Annotated in this window: 21 protein-coding genes and 1 pseudogene; 14 read left to right on the forward strand and 8 right to left on the reverse strand. The window is 66.4% G+C overall.

Features of this window, described 5'->3' with window-relative positions:
- The first annotated feature begins 97 nt into the window (after positions 1–97).
- Entirely contained in the window at positions 98–1,258 is a 1,161-nt protein-coding gene (locus tag JUB11_RS03095) for a matrixin family metalloprotease (protein ID WP_207456080.1), read from the forward strand.
- 318 nt (positions 1,259–1,576) lie between these two features.
- Here JUB11_RS03095 and JUB11_RS03100 read toward each other — a convergent pair whose 3' ends face one another.
- Positions 1,577–1,822: a hypothetical protein gene (locus JUB11_RS03100; protein ID WP_207456415.1), complete on the reverse strand. Its 246-nt coding sequence runs from the start codon at positions 1,820–1,822 to the stop codon at positions 1,577–1,579.
- 120 nt (positions 1,823–1,942) lie between these two features.
- Positions 1,943–2,053, reverse strand: a pseudogene (locus JUB11_RS03105) (IS5/IS1182 family transposase); the annotation flags it as partial.
- A 22-nt stretch (positions 2,054–2,075) separates the two neighbouring features.
- On the opposite strand from JUB11_RS03105, the gene JUB11_RS03110 reads away from it, so the two are divergent.
- The 4 genes from JUB11_RS03110 (at position 2,076) to JUB11_RS03125 (ending at position 4,891) form a co-directional block, all read left to right on the forward strand.
- Positions 2,076–2,606, forward strand: a complete 531-nt coding sequence (locus JUB11_RS03110; protein WP_207456082.1) for a hypothetical protein — start codon at positions 2,076–2,078, stop codon at positions 2,604–2,606.
- Positions 2,607–2,796: 190 nt separating this feature from the next.
- The gene (locus JUB11_RS03115) at positions 2,797–3,021 is read left to right on the forward strand and encodes a hypothetical protein (protein WP_207456084.1); all 225 of its coding nucleotides are present in this window, start codon (positions 2,797–2,799) and stop codon (positions 3,019–3,021) included.
- On the forward strand, positions 3,018–3,209 hold the full coding sequence (locus JUB11_RS03120) for a helix-turn-helix transcriptional regulator (protein ID WP_207456085.1): 192 nt from the start codon (positions 3,018–3,020) through the stop codon (positions 3,207–3,209). The genes JUB11_RS03115 and JUB11_RS03120 overlap by 4 nt, the downstream gene beginning before the upstream one ends.
- Before the next feature lie 197 nt (positions 3,210–3,406).
- A complete protein-coding gene (locus JUB11_RS03125; protein WP_207456086.1) occupies positions 3,407–4,891 on the forward strand; it encodes a PAS domain-containing methyl-accepting chemotaxis protein in 1,485 nt (494 codons plus the stop codon).
- A 45-nt stretch (positions 4,892–4,936) separates the two neighbouring features.
- Here the strand turns inward: JUB11_RS03125 and JUB11_RS03130 are convergent, their stop codons facing one another.
- Positions 4,937–5,422 (reverse strand): AsnC family transcriptional regulator, encoded by a 486-nt coding sequence (locus tag JUB11_RS03130; protein WP_207456087.1) that lies wholly within the window; start codon positions 5,420–5,422, stop codon positions 4,937–4,939.
- 199 nt (positions 5,423–5,621) lie between these two features.
- Here JUB11_RS03130 and hppD point away from each other — a divergent pair, with 199 nt between their 5' ends.
- Together hppD and JUB11_RS03140 are read left to right on the forward strand one after the other, a co-directional pair.
- Positions 5,622–6,740, forward strand: a complete 1,119-nt coding sequence (gene hppD, locus JUB11_RS03135; protein ID WP_207456088.1) for a 4-hydroxyphenylpyruvate dioxygenase — start codon at positions 5,622–5,624, stop codon at positions 6,738–6,740.
- Entirely contained in the window at positions 6,737–7,138 is a 402-nt protein-coding gene (locus JUB11_RS03140; protein WP_207456089.1) for a Rieske (2Fe-2S) protein, read from the forward strand. Before hppD ends, JUB11_RS03140 begins: the two co-directional genes overlap by 4 nt.
- A gap of 73 nt (positions 7,139–7,211) precedes the next feature.
- On the opposite strand, the gene JUB11_RS03145 is transcribed toward JUB11_RS03140, so the two are convergent.
- Together JUB11_RS03145 and JUB11_RS03150 are read right to left on the reverse strand one after the other, a co-directional pair.
- Positions 7,212–8,297, reverse strand: coding sequence for a hypothetical protein (locus JUB11_RS03145; RefSeq protein ID WP_207456090.1), 1,086 nt, complete (start codon positions 8,295–8,297; stop codon positions 7,212–7,214).
- A gap of 120 nt (positions 8,298–8,417) precedes the next feature.
- Positions 8,418–8,642 carry a hypothetical protein gene (locus JUB11_RS03150; RefSeq protein WP_207456092.1) on the reverse strand — a complete coding sequence of 75 codons (225 nt, stop codon included), beginning with the start codon at positions 8,640–8,642 and terminating at the stop codon, positions 8,418–8,420.
- Positions 8,643–8,774: 132 nt separating this feature from the next.
- On the opposite strand from JUB11_RS03150, the gene JUB11_RS03155 reads away from it, so the two are divergent.
- Entirely contained in the window at positions 8,775–8,951 is a 177-nt protein-coding gene (locus tag JUB11_RS03155) for a hypothetical protein (RefSeq protein WP_207456093.1), read from the forward strand.
- Between the two features lie 70 nt (positions 8,952–9,021).
- A complete protein-coding gene (locus JUB11_RS03160) occupies positions 9,022–9,519 on the forward strand; it encodes a ferritin-like domain-containing protein (RefSeq protein WP_207456094.1) in 498 nt (165 codons plus the stop codon).
- A gap of 146 nt (positions 9,520–9,665) precedes the next feature.
- Here JUB11_RS03160 and JUB11_RS03165 read toward each other — a convergent pair whose 3' ends face one another.
- The 3 genes from JUB11_RS03165 to JUB11_RS32600 all read right to left on the reverse strand — a co-directional run bounded on the left by JUB11_RS03165 (position 9,666) and on the right by JUB11_RS32600 (position 10,727).
- Complete coding sequence (locus JUB11_RS03165) at positions 9,666–9,818, reverse strand: hypothetical protein (RefSeq protein WP_207456095.1); 153 nt, start codon at positions 9,816–9,818, stop codon at positions 9,666–9,668.
- 69 nt (positions 9,819–9,887) lie between these two features.
- On the reverse strand, positions 9,888–10,160 hold the full coding sequence (locus tag JUB11_RS03170; protein ID WP_207456096.1) for a hypothetical protein: 273 nt from the start codon (positions 10,158–10,160) through the stop codon (positions 9,888–9,890).
- A gap of 96 nt (positions 10,161–10,256) precedes the next feature.
- Positions 10,257–10,727, reverse strand: coding sequence for a DUF4112 domain-containing protein (locus JUB11_RS32600; RefSeq protein WP_348771342.1), 471 nt, complete (start codon positions 10,725–10,727; stop codon positions 10,257–10,259).
- 337 nt (positions 10,728–11,064) lie between these two features.
- Here JUB11_RS32600 and JUB11_RS03180 point away from each other — a divergent pair, with 337 nt between their 5' ends.
- The 5 genes from JUB11_RS03180 (at position 11,065) to JUB11_RS03200 (ending at position 14,390) form a co-directional block, all read left to right on the forward strand.
- Positions 11,065–11,343, forward strand: a complete 279-nt coding sequence (locus JUB11_RS03180; RefSeq protein WP_207456099.1) for a hypothetical protein — start codon at positions 11,065–11,067, stop codon at positions 11,341–11,343.
- 88 nt (positions 11,344–11,431) lie between these two features.
- Entirely contained in the window at positions 11,432–11,737 is a 306-nt protein-coding gene (locus JUB11_RS03185) for a hypothetical protein (protein ID WP_207456101.1), read from the forward strand.
- 85 nt (positions 11,738–11,822) lie between these two features.
- Complete coding sequence (locus JUB11_RS03190) at positions 11,823–12,158, forward strand: hypothetical protein (protein ID WP_207456104.1); 336 nt, start codon at positions 11,823–11,825, stop codon at positions 12,156–12,158.
- A gap of 262 nt (positions 12,159–12,420) precedes the next feature.
- Complete coding sequence (gene rbsD, locus JUB11_RS03195; RefSeq protein WP_207456110.1) at positions 12,421–12,840, forward strand: D-ribose pyranase; 420 nt, start codon at positions 12,421–12,423, stop codon at positions 12,838–12,840.
- An 11-nt stretch (positions 12,841–12,851) separates the two neighbouring features.
- Entirely contained in the window at positions 12,852–14,390 is a 1,539-nt protein-coding gene (locus JUB11_RS03200) for an ATP-binding cassette domain-containing protein (protein ID WP_207456113.1), read from the forward strand.
- Positions 14,391–14,427: the final 37 nt, after the last annotated feature.

Raw genomic sequence — 14,427 nt, forward strand, 5'->3', positions numbered from 1 at the left:
AGCAAAAACTAAGCGCATGTTAAAACTTGTCCTCTACACTGGCGGCGCGCCTCTTTCAGGTCTGAAACGCTATCTCCGTTCACGAAGGAACCATCCCATGCAGGCCCAGCTCGATGTGAGCCGCTATGTCCTCGAGCCCTACAAGTTCGGGTCCGGTGCATTGATCACCTACAGCCTCGATTCCCTCCGCAACTACACCAATGTCGAGGAGAACGGGGCGCGCGGCGACCGCCACCCCTTCGACTACCGCCTCAACCTTCCGGGGTTCGACTGGCGCGGCGCGATCCGGGAGGCCTTCGCCACCTGGTCGAGCGTCGCAAACGTGAATTTTCAGGAAGTGTCCGACGCGAGCACGGTCGACATTCGGTTCGGGCAGGACGACATCGACGGCCCGTCGCAGACGCTCGGCATCTGCTACACCATCTACGCGCAGGATAACGTCCTGTGGGCCGACATCGCGTTCGACGCCGCCGAGACCTGGACCCACGAGTTTTTCCGCACCGTCGCGATCCATGAGATCGGGCACGCGCTGGGGCTCGATCACGAGGACCGCGCGCAGACGATCATGTCGAGCTTGGTCAACCCCTCCATCACCACCCTGACGCAGGACGACATCAGCGGCATCCAGTTCCTCTACGGGGCCAGGAGCGCGCCCGGAACGCTGCTGAACGGAACCACCGGGCCGGATAACCTGCTGGGTGGTGTCAACGCCGATACCCTATCCGGCAGCGATGGCGACGATATCCTGACCGGGCTCGACGGCGGCGACTCTCTGTCGGGAGGGGCGGGCAACGATGCTATCTACGGCAATGCAGGCGACGATATTATTAATGGCAACATTGGCGCAGACCTTCTCCTAGGGGGAAAGGGAAATGACCTATTACAAGGAGGACAAGGGTTCGATACTATTCAGGGCGCACTTGGTTCTGATACTTTAACCGGGGGTCTGGGCGACGACAATCTTCGCGGCGGCGGCGACAACGACCTGCTTGTGGGTTCAGCCGGGAATGACATATTAACTGGTGGACTAGGGGCCGATACGTTCTCTATTTCCGCTCGGCACGGCTCTGACATCATAACTGACTTCGATTTCAATTCCGGCGACCGCATAAAACTGGAGGCTAACGCTCACTTTACCGCTTTCGGTACAGAAAGCGATACTTTTCTAACGATTACATTTGCGGATGGCAGCACATCAGATCTTACCTTTACTGGCGTGAACGCCTCTACTTTCGTCAACACTTGGGTGATTGTTTAACCCCGACCCCAATGGACAGCGTATGGAGCATGATTTAGAGCGCAAATCAAAAAACTCTGCTTAGGGGAGCCAAGCCGTTGATCTGACTGAGAGCCTGATTGGTTTTGAAAGGCACTTTAGGCGAGACCCTCAAGCCGCCCTATCAAGTTTTAATAAGATCGCTTCTACAAGGGGCATGGCACTACCGGGATACGACAAAGCCTGCGGTGCCATGCTCCGCTGGCATTCACATTGAATGGGCTCTTGGTTTTTTTACTGCTTTAAGCAAAAGTCCGCACGCATCTTTGTTCCAAATGAACCCTACGCCTTACGACAGCCTTATTTTCTTGTGAATTTTTTCTTTCGATGCCGCTCTGCGGTGCCCATCTTATAGATCCGAAACTGCCACACCTGCGATTCAGTTCTGTGCTTGAGATCCCGTTCACGGCGGAACAGGTCATCCAGCTGGGTCAAAGCAAGAGGTGTGATGGATACGGGGCGACTCGCGCGGGCCTGGATGCTGTGTGAGAAGACATGGAAAGCAACCGTTCCACAGGAATCATAGCCGATAAACACGCGGATCATGTCCAACCTCGATGAATAAAGCCGGGTGACGCCACCCCCATGAACGCCCCCGGACAATGCCCCCTGACTCCATCCAATATCCGTCACGGGCGGATGCCGGACCGGTTCCGTGGACGGCTGTCGGAGCCAAAGGACGATTGCGGTGATGGCGGCGACGGCGAGATAATTCCTGGCGGTTTTCTCGTATCGTCTGGCCGGGCGCCGGAACCGCTTGAGCTTTGCAAAGCAACACGTCCAGAGGGAGCGGCACAGCATGACCGGCAGCAGCGAGTTCTCCTGGAGCGAGCACGCGCTCACCGACGTTTCGCAGGCCATGCCGGGTGCGAGAGTCATTGCCGCCGACACATCCCAGGACAGCAACTGGGCCGAGCTTCGGACGGTTGCCCGCCGCACGCCGTCGGGCCGGATCGTGCTGGACAATGGAGCCGCTTACCAGCAGCAGGACGGGATGACGTTCGAGGGCATTGAGCCCGCCAGGGGCACGCTGTTCGCCGCCACGCCCCAGACGCTGGCGGAGGCGGAGCGCCGCATTGCCGACATGCGCGCGAACGGGCCGAAGGAGCGCTTCCGGGATGCCGCCCGTGCGCTCCGCGAGATCGCCGACCGCGCCCATGACCTGGAGCGCAACGCCCTCTCCCTTGCGGAGCGGTTCAGCCGCGCCGAGGCAGCCGACGCTCGGGCGCTGGAACTGTTGCGGGACGCTCACCAGCGCATAGGCTCTCTGCTCGGATCGGTGCCGCAGCCCGCGGCCGCGGAGACGCAGACGGACAGGGAGGAGGGCTGAGAGGCCACCGGGCGGTTGCGCCTCGCGAAGGAGAGGCTTCCGTTCCCGCGAACAGCGTGGAGCAGCCGGGTGTGGAGCACCCGGGTATGTTGCAATTTGTGTAAATTTTATCCTGGATGCCAGCAATCAGGCGATACACCCTCCGGCATAGGTCCCATACTTATGTCTGAAAAGAAGGGGAGTCCGGACGATGCCCGAGGATGGTTTATCCGAAGACGATTTAGCCCCCGGCTATGATCCAAAATTCGACATGCTGGTCGCCATCAGCGGCGAGCCCGCGAGCCACCTCCGCCGGCAGATCGCGCGCATCCTGGAGAAGCCGGACACGGGCGGGACAGCCGCCCCGGCGCGCCGCACGTCCGTACCCCGCCTGCCCGCGACGCTGCGTTCTCGGGGCGCAGGCAGCCCGCCATGACACCCAAGCAATGCCGAAAAGCCTGCCAGTCGGTGGGCTGGCCGATGCGCGAGCTTGCCGAACGTTCGGGCGTCTTCCTCAGCGCGATAAGCTGCTACGAACGGGAACTCAGGCCTCTGGCGCCCGACAGGATCGAGAAGGTCCGCAAGGCCTTCGCCGACGCGCGCATCGACGTGGATGCGCTCTGAGCGCCCGCAGGTTGTCCGGAAACATCAGACGCCCTCCGCGGCGACCGCATTGATGATGGTTCTAAAAAACCGTTACAGAATGGAAACATTCCTTAGGAGTTTATCTGTAAAGCGATACTATCTTTTATGCCCAGGTCTCTTGTAGCCTGCGACCCGCCCGGTGGCAGTGCCTATAATCAACGAAGAGGGAGGGGTGTATGGTCGCGTTTCTGAACGGTTCCGAGTTGAGTGCTAAGCTCAACGCTCTGGACAAGTCTCAGGCGATCATCGAATTCGATCTCGACGGCACGGTCATCACCGCCAACGAAAAATTCCTGAAAGCGGTGGGCTACTCGCTCGACGACATCAAAGGGAAGCATCACAGCCTCTTCGTCGCCGAGAGCGACCGCGACACGGATAGCTACAAACAATTCTGGGAGAGTCTTCGGAGCGGCCAATACCTGACTGGAACATTCAAGCGGATCACCAAGGCCGGAAGCGAAATCTGGATCCAGGCCAGCTACAACCCGGTCCTCGGCCGTAACGGCAGGCCCTACAAGGTGGTCAAGTTCGCGACCGACGTCACCGAACAGACCTTGAGATTCGCGGACTACCAGGGACAGATCAACGCCATCAACAAATCGCAGGCGGTCATTCATTTCCAGCCGGATGGAACCATCCTCGATGCGAATGACAACTTCCTGCGCGTGGTCGGCTACACGATCGGGGAAATCAAGGGCCGGCATCACCGGATGTTCGTCGATCCGGCGTTCCGCGAAAGCGAGGAGTACGGCCGCTTCTGGGACTCCCTGAACCGGGGCGAGTACCAGGTCGCGGAATACAAGCGGCTCGCCAAGGGCGGCCGGGAGGTCTGGATCCAGGCGAGCTACAACCCGATCTTCGACCCCGCGGGCAAGCTGCTGAAGATCACCAAGTTCGCGACGGACGTCACCACCGAGGTCGAGGAACGGCTGCGGCGCGCGGCGGTGCAGAGAGACATCGACACCGACATCGGCGCGATCACGCAGTCCCTAGCCTCGGCCAACGAGCAGGCCAGCACCGCGGCCGGTGCTTCCGTGCAGATATCGTCCAATGTTCAGGCCGCGGCGGCCGGGGCGGAGCAGCTTGCGGCCTCCATCACCGAGATCGGCCGCCGCATGGCGGATGCCGCATCGGTGACGGCCCAGGCAGTGGATCAGGCGAACAGCACGGCCGCCATCGTGGCGAGCCTTACCCACGCGGCGTCCCGCATCGGCGACGTCGTCAAGCTCATCCAGGACATCGCGAGCCAGACGAACCTGCTCGCCCTGAACGCCACCATCGAAGCGGCCCGCGCGGGAGAGGCAGGCAAGGGCTTTGCCGTGGTCGCGAACGAGGTGAAGAACCTGGCCGGACAGACCGCCAGGGCCACCGCCGATATTTCCGAGCAGATTTCCAGCGTGCAGAGCGCCACGGGCAAGGCCGCGGCCGCCATCAGCGACATCTCGGACGTGATCAACCAGATCAACGACATCTCCACGACCATAGCCGCGGCCGTGGAGGAGCAGGACGCGGTGACCCGCGAGATGTCGTCCAACATGCAGTCGGTCGCGCAGGGCGTCAGCGGCATCAGCGACAGCATGAGCGGCATCGCCTCGGCCACGCGGGCAGCGAACTCCTCGACCCGCAAGGTGAAGGAAATCTCGCAGTCGCTCGTGCGGTGACAGCCGGCCGCCCCAGCCTGACGGAAGGACTCGGCCCCGGCCCGTTCACCCGCGGCCGGGGTCCGGCAGGGGTATGTCCGCGTCGGATTTCAGCGTGTCGAGCACGATGCTGGACTTCACGTGGGCGACGCTGCGGTGGGGCAGCAGCACGTCGCTGATCAGGGTGGACAGGCCGCGCAGGTCGGCAACGATCACCTGCAGCACGTAATCGGTATCGCCGGTCACCGACCAGGCCTTCTGAATCGCCGCGATGCGGCCGACCAGCGCACGGAACTCCGTCGAGGTGTCGGGGCTGTGGGTCGCCAAGGTGACCTGCACCAGCGCCGTGACCGTCATGCCCAGCCTTTCCGGGTCGAGCTCCGCCCGGTAGCGCCGGATCACCCCCGCCTCCTCCAGCGCCGTCCGGCGGCGCGAGCATTGCGAAGGCGACAGGTGGACCTCCTCGGCGAGCTGCTGGTTGCCGAGCCTGCCATCGCGCTGCAAGGCGTGCAGGATACGGACGTCGAATTCGTCCAAAGTGCGGGCAGTCACGTCATTTCTCCTGTTCCATGCACGATCCGTGCATGACTAGCCCATTTTCTCCACCGCTTTGCAAACCTGTTTCATGCCCTCCGACGCACAATGGCGGGATGAGTGGTCCGGCGCCCCCCATGTGTCCGGATCGGCCGGCCAAGCAAGAGCGAGCCCGGCGGTGCCGAACCGGCCCCCGCGCTCCGAAGGAGGAAACGCCATGGGTCCCTTTCCGCAGGACGCCCCGACCGCCCGGATCACCGACGACAACCCGGCGGGAACCGACGGTTTCGCTTTCGTCGAATACACCCACCCCGACCCGGAAAAGCTCCATTCGCTCTTCCGCCTGATGGGCTTCACGGCGGTCGCCCGGCACCGGACGAACGGCAGCACCCTCTACCGCCAGGGGGACATCGATTATCTGGTCAGCGCCGGCGCGGGCACCCAGGCCGCGGGCTTCGCCGCGCTGCACGGCCCCAGCGTGCCCTCCATGGGATTCCGGGTGGTCGATGCCCGGCACGCCTACGAGCGCGCGCTTTCGCTCGGCGCCGAGCCGGCTGATCCGGCCGACGGCGCCAAGACCCTGGACGTGCCGGCGATCAAGGGCATCGGCGGGAGCCTGCTGTATTTCGTGGACGTCTATGGAAAGAAGGGCTCCGTTTATGACGCGGAGTTCGAATGGCTGGGCGAGCGCGACCCGGCGCCGGCCGGGCGCGGGCTGTTCTACATCGACCACCTGACGCACAACGTCTACCGTGGCCGCATGGATGTCTGGTACGACTTCTACAAGCGCATCTTCAACTTCCGGCAGATCCGTTATTTCGACATCGAAGGCAAGATGACCGGGCTTTTTTCCCGGGCCTTGACCAGCCCCGACGGCCGCATCCGCATCCCGCTGAACGAGTCGGCGGACGAGAAAAGCCAGATCGAGGAGTATCTGAACGAGTATAAGGGCGAGGGCATCCAGCACATCGCCACGGGCTGCCGCGACATCTACACCACCATCGAAAGGCTCCGCGAGGACGGGCTGCCCTTCATGCCCTCGCCTCCCGGCGCCTATTACGACCGCATCGACACGCGTCTGCCGGGCCACGGGCAGGACGTCGCCCGGCTGCGCCGGTCCGGCATCCTGATCGACGGCGAGGGGGTGGTGGAACGGCGCGAGGCCCGCATCCTCCTGCAGATCTTCTCGGCCAACATGATCGGCCCGGTCTTCTTCGAGTTCATCGAGCGCCGGGGCGACGACGGCTTCGGCGAGGGCAATTTCCGCGCCCTGTTCGAATCCATCGAGGAAGACCAGATCCGCCGCGGCGTCCTGAAACCGCGGGACGCGGCATGAGCGAACCGGCTGCGGACGTTCCAGGCCAGGAAAACCACAGCCGGGAGAGCCACGAGCTGCGGCCGGGGGGCGTCTCCCTCGGCCGGGTCGGGGATTACCCGGAGGGCGTGACTCCGGTCCGCCGCACGGTCGGGGAGGAGGAATTGCCGCTGCTCGTCCTGCGGCAGGGCGGTGCGGTGCGGGTGTTCCGGGACCTCTGCCCGCATGTCTTTCTGCCGCTCACCTACCGCGGCCCCCGCGTGCTCAGCGCCGACGGGCTGCGGCTGCGCTGCACGAACCACGGGGCCGAGTTCGACGCGGAGACCGGCGCCCCGGTCGCGGGCCCGGCCTGTGAGCCGCTGATGGCGGTAACGGTCCGGCTCTCGCCCGACGGCGGCATCATCGCGGATCTCGCATAGGCGACGATGGCCGCCGGGGGTGTTCCGGCGGCCATCCGCACAGCTCCGGAAAGGCCGCAGCCCAACCACGGGATCAAGCCAGCAGGCCGGCGATCAGCTCCGCCGCCGCGGCCACGCCGGAGGGCTCCACTGGTGCCGGCGCCGGGCCGTCCAGCAGGGCGAGCAGCCGGTCCCCGTAGCCGCCCTCCGCAAGGTCCGAACGGCCGATCATCATCGCCCTTCCCTTCGCGCGCGCCCAGCCGTCCATGCCCGCGGTCTCCGGCCAGTCCGGGCGCTCGCAATAGACCACGCGCGTCCCGTTGCACACGGCCTCGACGATGGTCCCGTAGCCTGGCTTGGTGACCACCAGGTCGCAGCTCCGCAGCACGTCGAGAAAACGCAAGGGAACCGCCGACACCGGGGTGACGTCGTCGCGGCCGGGGAGGCTGGCGGCGAGGTCGGGATCGGCCAGCCACCGCAGCCCCGGCACCCGCGGCAGGCGGCACATCGAGGCGGGACCCTGGATCCCGCCCAGGGAGGCGAGCGCGAACCGGTCGGACGGCCGTCCCCCGAGGGCGTCGGCCAGTTCCGCGCGCCGGTCGGTCCCGAGCCGCGCGACCGGGCCGACGGAGCGTCGGTTGGGCAGATCCGTCATCGGCAGATGCGGCTCTATCTGCAGGAACATCCGCGCGCTGCGATAGGCGTCGAGCATCTGCCCGTGAACCGCCGCGGCACCCGGAAAGCCGAGGCAGTAGGTCCGGTAGATGTCGGCCCAGTTGAGGGAGGACAGGGCCACCGCCGGCAACCCGGCGCGTGCCGCACCCGCAAGCCCGGCATAGCCGACGCCCGACAGCAGCAGGGTGGGCGCCAGCGCCGCCAGCTTTTCCGCCTCCTCCGCCACGACGGCCGGCCAGGCGGCGTGGAGCGCCGCGTAGGCCTCGGCACTGCGCTCCCCATCGACGTCGATGGGGCTGTGCATGGCCATGCCGAAGTCCGGCGGAGGTGGTGCGAACCCGCAATCCTCGCCCAGGAAATCGCGCACGATCTCCGCCCTCAACAAGCTGCGCACCGTGAGCCGAAGACCCGGCACGCGGTTTCGCAGGGCGAGAACGACGGGTGTGACCTGGCTCAGATGGCCGTAGCCATGGCCGGTGACGTCGACGACGAGATGCGGTGTCACGCAAGCGCCCCAAGAAGTTGGCCCGGATCGCGGCGGGCCGCCGTTCCCGGCACTCCTCGCGCGGGCCACACCCTTACCGCCGGGCGTCGGGACGTCAACCAGCCCAATCGGGCAGCACGCTCAATTCTGAGGGGCGAACAGGCCATTCCCGTCGGGCAGCCCACCGGAATCGGCGTCCCCGTCGCGCAACTCTCCCTGCCCATGGGTCTGAGAGGCGTTCATGTTGAGACCGCCTTCCCGGTCGACTCCGTACAGGCTGCGCCCACCCTCCCCCGCCATGCCGCAGGCGGCGCACAGGTTGAGCAGCGCCAGCAGGGCGGCGGCCGTCATCGTGGGTTTCGTCATGGGGTGGTCTCCAGCGGGTTCCCGGGCGGGTCTCCCGGCAACACGCGCTGCTCCACCAGGGTTCCGGCCGGACCGAACCAGTCCCCGGTCTGTTTACCGGTCAACACCACGGAAATCCCCAGGAGACCCGCCATGCAGGAAAACGACCGCGATGACCCCACCTTCGCCAACGACATGGACGGCCTGCCGACGCCCTCCACCGAGACATCGCCGGGCATCATTCCCCAGACGCCGCTGCCCGGCCGGGCTCCCTCCCGCCCGCAGGCGGACGAGAACAGCGAAGTGACGGGCGCGAGGAACCGGCCCTGACCGTGTTGTAGGGGTGCGCCGCCGGCTTTCCAGCCGCGAACGGCGCCGCAACAACGGGAAGAACTCCATCATGTCAGCACAGGCACTCAAGGAACTTTTCATCAAGGAATTGCAGGACACCTACAGTTCCGAAACCCAGATCATGGAAGCGCTGCCGAAGATGGCCGAGGCGGCCTCCTCGCAGCAGCTGAAGCAGGCGTTCCAGACCCACATCCAGGAAACGCAGGGCCAGATCCAGCGGCTGGATCAGGTCTTCCAGATGCTGAAGGCCGATCCGGGCGGGAACACCTGCGAGGCCACCCAGGGCCTCGTCGAGGAGGCCGAGGAAATCATGGGCGAAGGGCTCGCCCCGGAAGTGCTCGACGTCGCCCTGATCATGGCGGCGCAGAAGGTCGAGCATTACGAGATCGCCGCCTACGGATCGCTCCGCACGCTCGCCGAGACCTGCGGGATGACGGACGTCGCACGCCTGCTCGAGGAGACGCTGGAGGAGGAGAAGGCGACCGACCAGAAGCTGAACCAGCTCGCCGAGGGCGACGTGAACATGCGCGCCTTCAAGGCCGCGTGACCGGGCGATCGGGACTCCATCATTCCGGAAGCGTCTAAGTCGAAAAGCGCCTGAGTCGAAAGGGCCGTGGCCGCGAAAGCGGCCACGGCCCAATCATTCATCCTGATCATTCAGGGGGCTTGATTCAGGGCGGCATGAAGAACGCCTTACTGGTAGCCGCCGTTCTCGGCCCGCTCCTTGGCGGCGTCTTCCTGCGCCTCGCTCATCTTGTCATCGATCTTTCCGGCATTCGGGGTTTGTGCCGGCTTGTCGCCGGATTCGTCCGTCATACCGCTGTTCTCGCCACGCTTCTCGTCCATGCCTGTCTCCGGGTTGGAATGTTCCTCCCTCGTGAACACGCCCGGACGGCTGGCGTCACGGCGCCGGCATCACGGATTCGGGCGGGGCTGTTCCGGTTGCCCGTCGCCGCGGGCGGCGTCGCGAGCGCCCTCTTCGATGGAGCGGCCGGCGTCCTGAAGCATCTCGCCCGCCCCCTCGGTCACCTTGCCGACCGCATCGCCGATCCGCTCCGCCGTCTGGTCGACGGCGCGACCGATCTCTTCCCCCGTCCTCTCCGCGGCCTGCTGGTCGTCGCAGGCGGCCAGGACGGGGAGGCCAAGCAGCAGCAGGGCCGCCGCACCCGCACGGATTTTGGGTTTCATGGCTGTCATCGCTGTCTCTCCTCGATGGGATGTCACGAACGGAACGCACCGGTGCCGGGAAAGTGCCCGGCACCTCCCGTCAGGACAGGCGGCCCGTCAGGACATGCGGCGCCAGTCGCCGTCGATGACGGTGGACGCGCCCGTCCGGCCCGACCCCGCCTTGGAAGCGCCCGCCCCCGGTCCGGTGCGGTCGATGTGCTCCGCAAGCAGAGCCATGTTCTTGCGGTTCGCCTTCCAGAAGACGTCGGCCACGGTGCCCAGCACGGGAACCGAGCTGACCACGCTGTCCAGCGCCACGTTCGCCGCCATGCGCGCGATGGTGCCGCGCGGAACGCCCAGCCGCCAGGCTTCGGCGATCAGGTAGGCGGACACCGCCGTGGTCGCGAGATTGCCGGCCACCGGCACCATGCCGAGCAGGGCGTCGGCGCCCAGGCGGATGTTCGTGCCGGGAACGCGCAGGGCGCTATCCATCGCCCAGGTGAGCCGCTCCAGCCGTTCGCGCAGATTGCGCCGCGCGGGGCCGTCGTAAACACCATACTGATTTGAAAAGAAAGACGCGGCGGTCACTGAACCCTCCAGATGGGGACGGCGCTTCCGTCCTCGCAGGTGAAGGGCTCCGACATCGCGGTCCGCGCAAGAGCGGACCGCCAGAGGGGCCCGGAGCCGATGCCACCCCAGATGGCCCCGTCCCGACCCCGCTGCAAGAGGCCAGCACACCCGAAAAGAGCGGATCCGTCTTTGAGCCCCCGCAAGGCGGACCTTTCCAAATATCGGGCGAGCCTGGGCGGCGGAGGTACCGACACGGATCAGGGCAAGGAAAGCGTCGACGGTGGAATAAGACTTGGACCCCTCACGTTCATCCTTGCACAACCTCCCCGACACGCCTCCTTCTCGGAGAAGAGCCATGCGCTTACGCTTGTGGGCCGCCGGCCTGTGCCTGATCGCGTCCGCCATTCTGCCAGCGCCGCTGCAGGCGCACGATCATTGGCGGGGCCATCGTGGCGACGGGCCGTCCTTCGGCGAGGTCCGGCGCGCCTGCGACTGGGGCAACCGCCGCGCCTGCGTCCGTATGGGCCAGATGATCGAGCAGCGCCGCGACGCCCACCGGGAATGGCGGCGGGAGCGCTGGCGCGAGGAGCGCCGCTGGAACCGGGAGCGCGAAAGATATTATCGCGGCTGGTAATCGTTTCCGTCGTCGTAACGAATTGCTAACCATGCGGAGCCTACAAAGGGCGTGTCCGCCTTTGGACGTGCCCTCTGGACCGAGCCGCATGCACAGCCAAGCCGTCGCCGCCGCAAACGACCCGACCGATGCGGCCCTGGAAGTGATGGACGAACTGTCGAGTGCCATGATGCGCGACCGGACGGAGCCCGGCTCCCTGCGGGACCTCGTCAAGGGCAGCTTCGGCCGGTTCGAAGAGGTGCTGACGGCCGCCATGACCGACGCGCCCTGGCGCAGGCGGCAGTTCTACCTCAGCGTCCGGCTCTGCCTGCGCGCCATCCACGCGGGCCAGGACCTCGACATGGCGCTCGCCATGTCCTGGCACGCGGACGAAGGCGCGCTCCGGGTCCAGTGAGAATGATCGGACCGTCCCGGCGCAAGGGGCGGTCATGAACCCGGTGTCCGGCGGTTGAGTCTCTCGACGACCACCGGAGAGCGCGATGCGCATGATCCCCGCCCTCACCCTGTTTCTTGCCATGACGGCGCTGGCCGCGACGCCCGCGCGGGCCGGCGACGCGTTCGGCCGAAGCATGGGAAATGCTACGACCGGGACCGCCAGACCCTTTCATCCGGGCTCTGAAAGCTACCAGCTGCGCGACGGCGCCGGGCGCCCGGCCGGGACGGTCCGGCCCCTGCATCCGGGGTCCGACCAGATGGTGGTCCGCGACCCGGCTGGACGCGTTCTGTCCCCGGTGAAACCGCTCCATCCTGGTTCCGACCGGTTCGTGATCCGTGACGGCGCCGGCCGCCTGACCGGCACGTTGGACCGGCGCTAGCCGACGGCGCGGAAGGATTACCGAAAGAGGACCGCCCGTTCGGGCAGGGCACCGGGCCGGGCCGTGCTGGCGATTGCGCGGCCTTCGTCCTTTTCATGGTCCCGCTCCCCACCCTGCCCTCGGATTTCCGCCCTACCCTTGCTGCGGCGCATCGACGCAAACGTTTGCGCAAACGTTTCGGCGGTGATAGGAGGTCATCGTCCGGTCGCGGAACGCTGCCGCCGGACACAGCTTCCCCGCCGGATTGCGGAGCCTTCGAACGATGAAACGGTCCACTCTCCTGAACGCGCCGCTCAGCCATGCGGTCGCATGCCTGGGCCACACCCAGACGCTGGTGATCGCCGATGCCGGGCTGCCCATTCCGGCCGGTCCGCAACGGATCGACCTGGCACTGGTGCCCGGCCTTCCCTCCTTCCTGGACGTGCTGGCGGCGGTGGCCGGTGAGATGATGATTGAGGGGGCGGTGATCGCCACGGAGATGGCGTCGGGCAACCCCGTGCTGCGCCATCAGCTGGACGAGGTGCTGGCGGCCATCGGCGCCGCCCAGGGCCGCCCCATCGAGATCGAGGCGGTTCCGCACGAGGAGTTCAAGCGGCAGACCGCCTCCGCCCTGGCGGTGGCGCGGACGGGGGAATGCAGCCCCTACGCCAACATCATCCTGAAATCCGGCGTCACCTTCTGAGGGCGGACGGCATGCCGAGCGAGCGCGACACGGCGGTTCCGCCGGGACCGGCGGACCAGGATGGACGTCCCGTCCTTCTCGACCTGTCGGGGGTCAGCAAAGCTTTCAACGGCGTCGGCGTGCTGTCCGGGGTCGCCCTGCGGGTCCATGCGGGCGAGGTGATGGCCCTGATGGGCGAGAACGGCGCCGGCAAATCGACGCTGATGCGCATCGTCACCGGCATCATTCCGGCCGATCCCGGCGCCACCATCCGCCTGCGCGGCCGGCCCGTGCAGTTCACCACGCCGCGCCAGGCAATCGACGCGGGCGTGGCGATGATCCACCAGGAACTGAACCTGCTGCCGCATCTGACGGTGGCTGAGAACATCTTCCTGGGCCGCGAGCCGCTCAACCGGCTGGGGCTGACCGACGGCGCCCGGATGCGGCAGGAGGCCGCACGGCTGCTGGACCGGCTGCGGCAACGGATCGACCCGGACCGCCGGGTCGGGACCTTGAGCGTCGGCCAGCAGCAGATGGTGGAGATCGCCCGCGCCCTGGCGCTTGACGCCGAACTGATCATCATGGACGAGCCGACCGACGCCCTGACGGACGTCGAGACGGACGTCCTGTTCGAGGTGATCCGCGGCCTGCGGGCGGAGGGCAAGGGCATCATCTACATCTCGCACCGGCTGGCGGAGATCTTCGCGCTCTGCGACAGCGTGACGGTGCTGCGCGACGGTCAGATGGTGCACCGGGCGCGCGTCGCCGATCTGGACGAGGCGGAGCTGATCCGCCACATGGTCGGCCGCACCATCGCCGACCAGTTCCCCTACCTGCCCTGCGCGCCCGGCCCGGAACGGCTCGCGGTGGAGAATCTCCGTGCGGCGGGCGTGAACGACGTCAGCTTCACGGCAGCCGGCGGCGAGATCGTCGGCTTCGCCGGGCTGATGGGCGCCGGCCGGACCGAACTCGCCAAGGCCATCTACGGCGCCAACCCGCTCAGCGGCGGCCGCGTGCGCGTGGACGGCGCCGAGGTCAGGCTCGGCCACCCGCGCGACGGCGTGCGGGCCGGCATCGCCTATGTGCCGGAGGACCGCAAGTTCGAGGGGCTGATCCAGGCCCATTCGATCCAGACCAACATGTCGCTCGCCGCACTGGAGGGTCTGAGCCGGCCCGGCGGGCTGATCCGCCGGGGCGAGGAGCGCTCCGCCGTGCGCCGCTTCATGGACGCCTTCTCGGTCAAGGCGCGGGACATCGACGCGGAGATCCGCACCTTGTCCGGCGGCAACCAGCAGAAGGTGTCGCTGGCGAAGGCGCTACTGCTCGCGCCCAAGGTGGTGATCCTGGACGAGCCGACGCGCGGCGTCGACGTGGGCGCGCGGCGCGAGATCTACACGCTGATCAACGAACTGAAGGCGAAGGGGCTGTGCATCCTGCTGATGTCCTCGGACATGCCGGAGCTTCTGGGGCTGGCCGACCGCATCCTGGTGATGTCCGGCGGCCGCCTGACCGGCCGCTTCGACCGCGGCGAGGCGACCCAGGAGAAGATCCTGGCCCGCGCCGTCGCCTGACCTGACAGCCGCCGCCCGACGCTGGGAATAGAGACGA

It is taken from the genome of Azospirillum sp. SYSU D00513 (assembly GCF_017356015.1).
Lineage (GTDB): Bacteria > Pseudomonadota > Alphaproteobacteria > Azospirillales > Azospirillaceae > Azospirillum.

What these genes read in the sequence shown, in the direction of transcription:
- JUB11_RS03095 (WP_207456080.1), top strand. Translation starts at nt 98, where the DNA reads ATGCAGGCCCAGCTCGATGTGAGCCGCTATGTCCTCGAGCCCTACAAG.
- JUB11_RS03100 (WP_207456415.1), bottom strand. Translation starts at nt 1,822, where the DNA reads ATGATCCGCGTGTTTATCGGCTATGATTCCTGTGGAACGGTTGCTTTC.
- JUB11_RS03110 (WP_207456082.1), top strand. Translation starts at nt 2,076, where the DNA reads ATGACCGGCAGCAGCGAGTTCTCCTGGAGCGAGCACGCGCTCACCGAC.
- JUB11_RS03115 (WP_207456084.1), top strand. Translation starts at nt 2,797, where the DNA reads ATGCCCGAGGATGGTTTATCCGAAGACGATTTAGCCCCCGGCTATGAT.
- JUB11_RS03120 (WP_207456085.1), top strand. Translation starts at nt 3,018, where the DNA reads ATGACACCCAAGCAATGCCGAAAAGCCTGCCAGTCGGTGGGCTGGCCG.
- JUB11_RS03125 (WP_207456086.1), top strand. Translation starts at nt 3,407, where the DNA reads ATGGTCGCGTTTCTGAACGGTTCCGAGTTGAGTGCTAAGCTCAACGCT.
- hppD (WP_207456088.1), top strand. Translation starts at nt 5,622, where the DNA reads ATGGGTCCCTTTCCGCAGGACGCCCCGACCGCCCGGATCACCGACGAC.
- JUB11_RS03140 (WP_207456089.1), top strand. Translation starts at nt 6,737, where the DNA reads ATGAGCGAACCGGCTGCGGACGTTCCAGGCCAGGAAAACCACAGCCGG.
- JUB11_RS03150 (WP_207456092.1), bottom strand. Translation starts at nt 8,642, where the DNA reads ATGACGAAACCCACGATGACGGCCGCCGCCCTGCTGGCGCTGCTCAAC.
- JUB11_RS03155 (WP_207456093.1), top strand. Translation starts at nt 8,775, where the DNA reads ATGCAGGAAAACGACCGCGATGACCCCACCTTCGCCAACGACATGGAC.
- JUB11_RS03160 (WP_207456094.1), top strand. Translation starts at nt 9,022, where the DNA reads ATGTCAGCACAGGCACTCAAGGAACTTTTCATCAAGGAATTGCAGGAC.
- JUB11_RS03165 (WP_207456095.1), bottom strand. Translation starts at nt 9,818, where the DNA reads ATGGACGAGAAGCGTGGCGAGAACAGCGGTATGACGGACGAATCCGGC.
- JUB11_RS03170 (WP_207456096.1), bottom strand. Translation starts at nt 10,160, where the DNA reads ATGAAACCCAAAATCCGTGCGGGTGCGGCGGCCCTGCTGCTGCTTGGC.
- JUB11_RS03180 (WP_207456099.1), top strand. Translation starts at nt 11,065, where the DNA reads ATGCGCTTACGCTTGTGGGCCGCCGGCCTGTGCCTGATCGCGTCCGCC.
- JUB11_RS03185 (WP_207456101.1), top strand. Translation starts at nt 11,432, where the DNA reads ATGCACAGCCAAGCCGTCGCCGCCGCAAACGACCCGACCGATGCGGCC.
- JUB11_RS03190 (WP_207456104.1), top strand. Translation starts at nt 11,823, where the DNA reads ATGCGCATGATCCCCGCCCTCACCCTGTTTCTTGCCATGACGGCGCTG.
- rbsD (WP_207456110.1), top strand. Translation starts at nt 12,421, where the DNA reads ATGAAACGGTCCACTCTCCTGAACGCGCCGCTCAGCCATGCGGTCGCA.
- JUB11_RS03200 (WP_207456113.1), top strand. Translation starts at nt 12,852, where the DNA reads ATGCCGAGCGAGCGCGACACGGCGGTTCCGCCGGGACCGGCGGACCAG.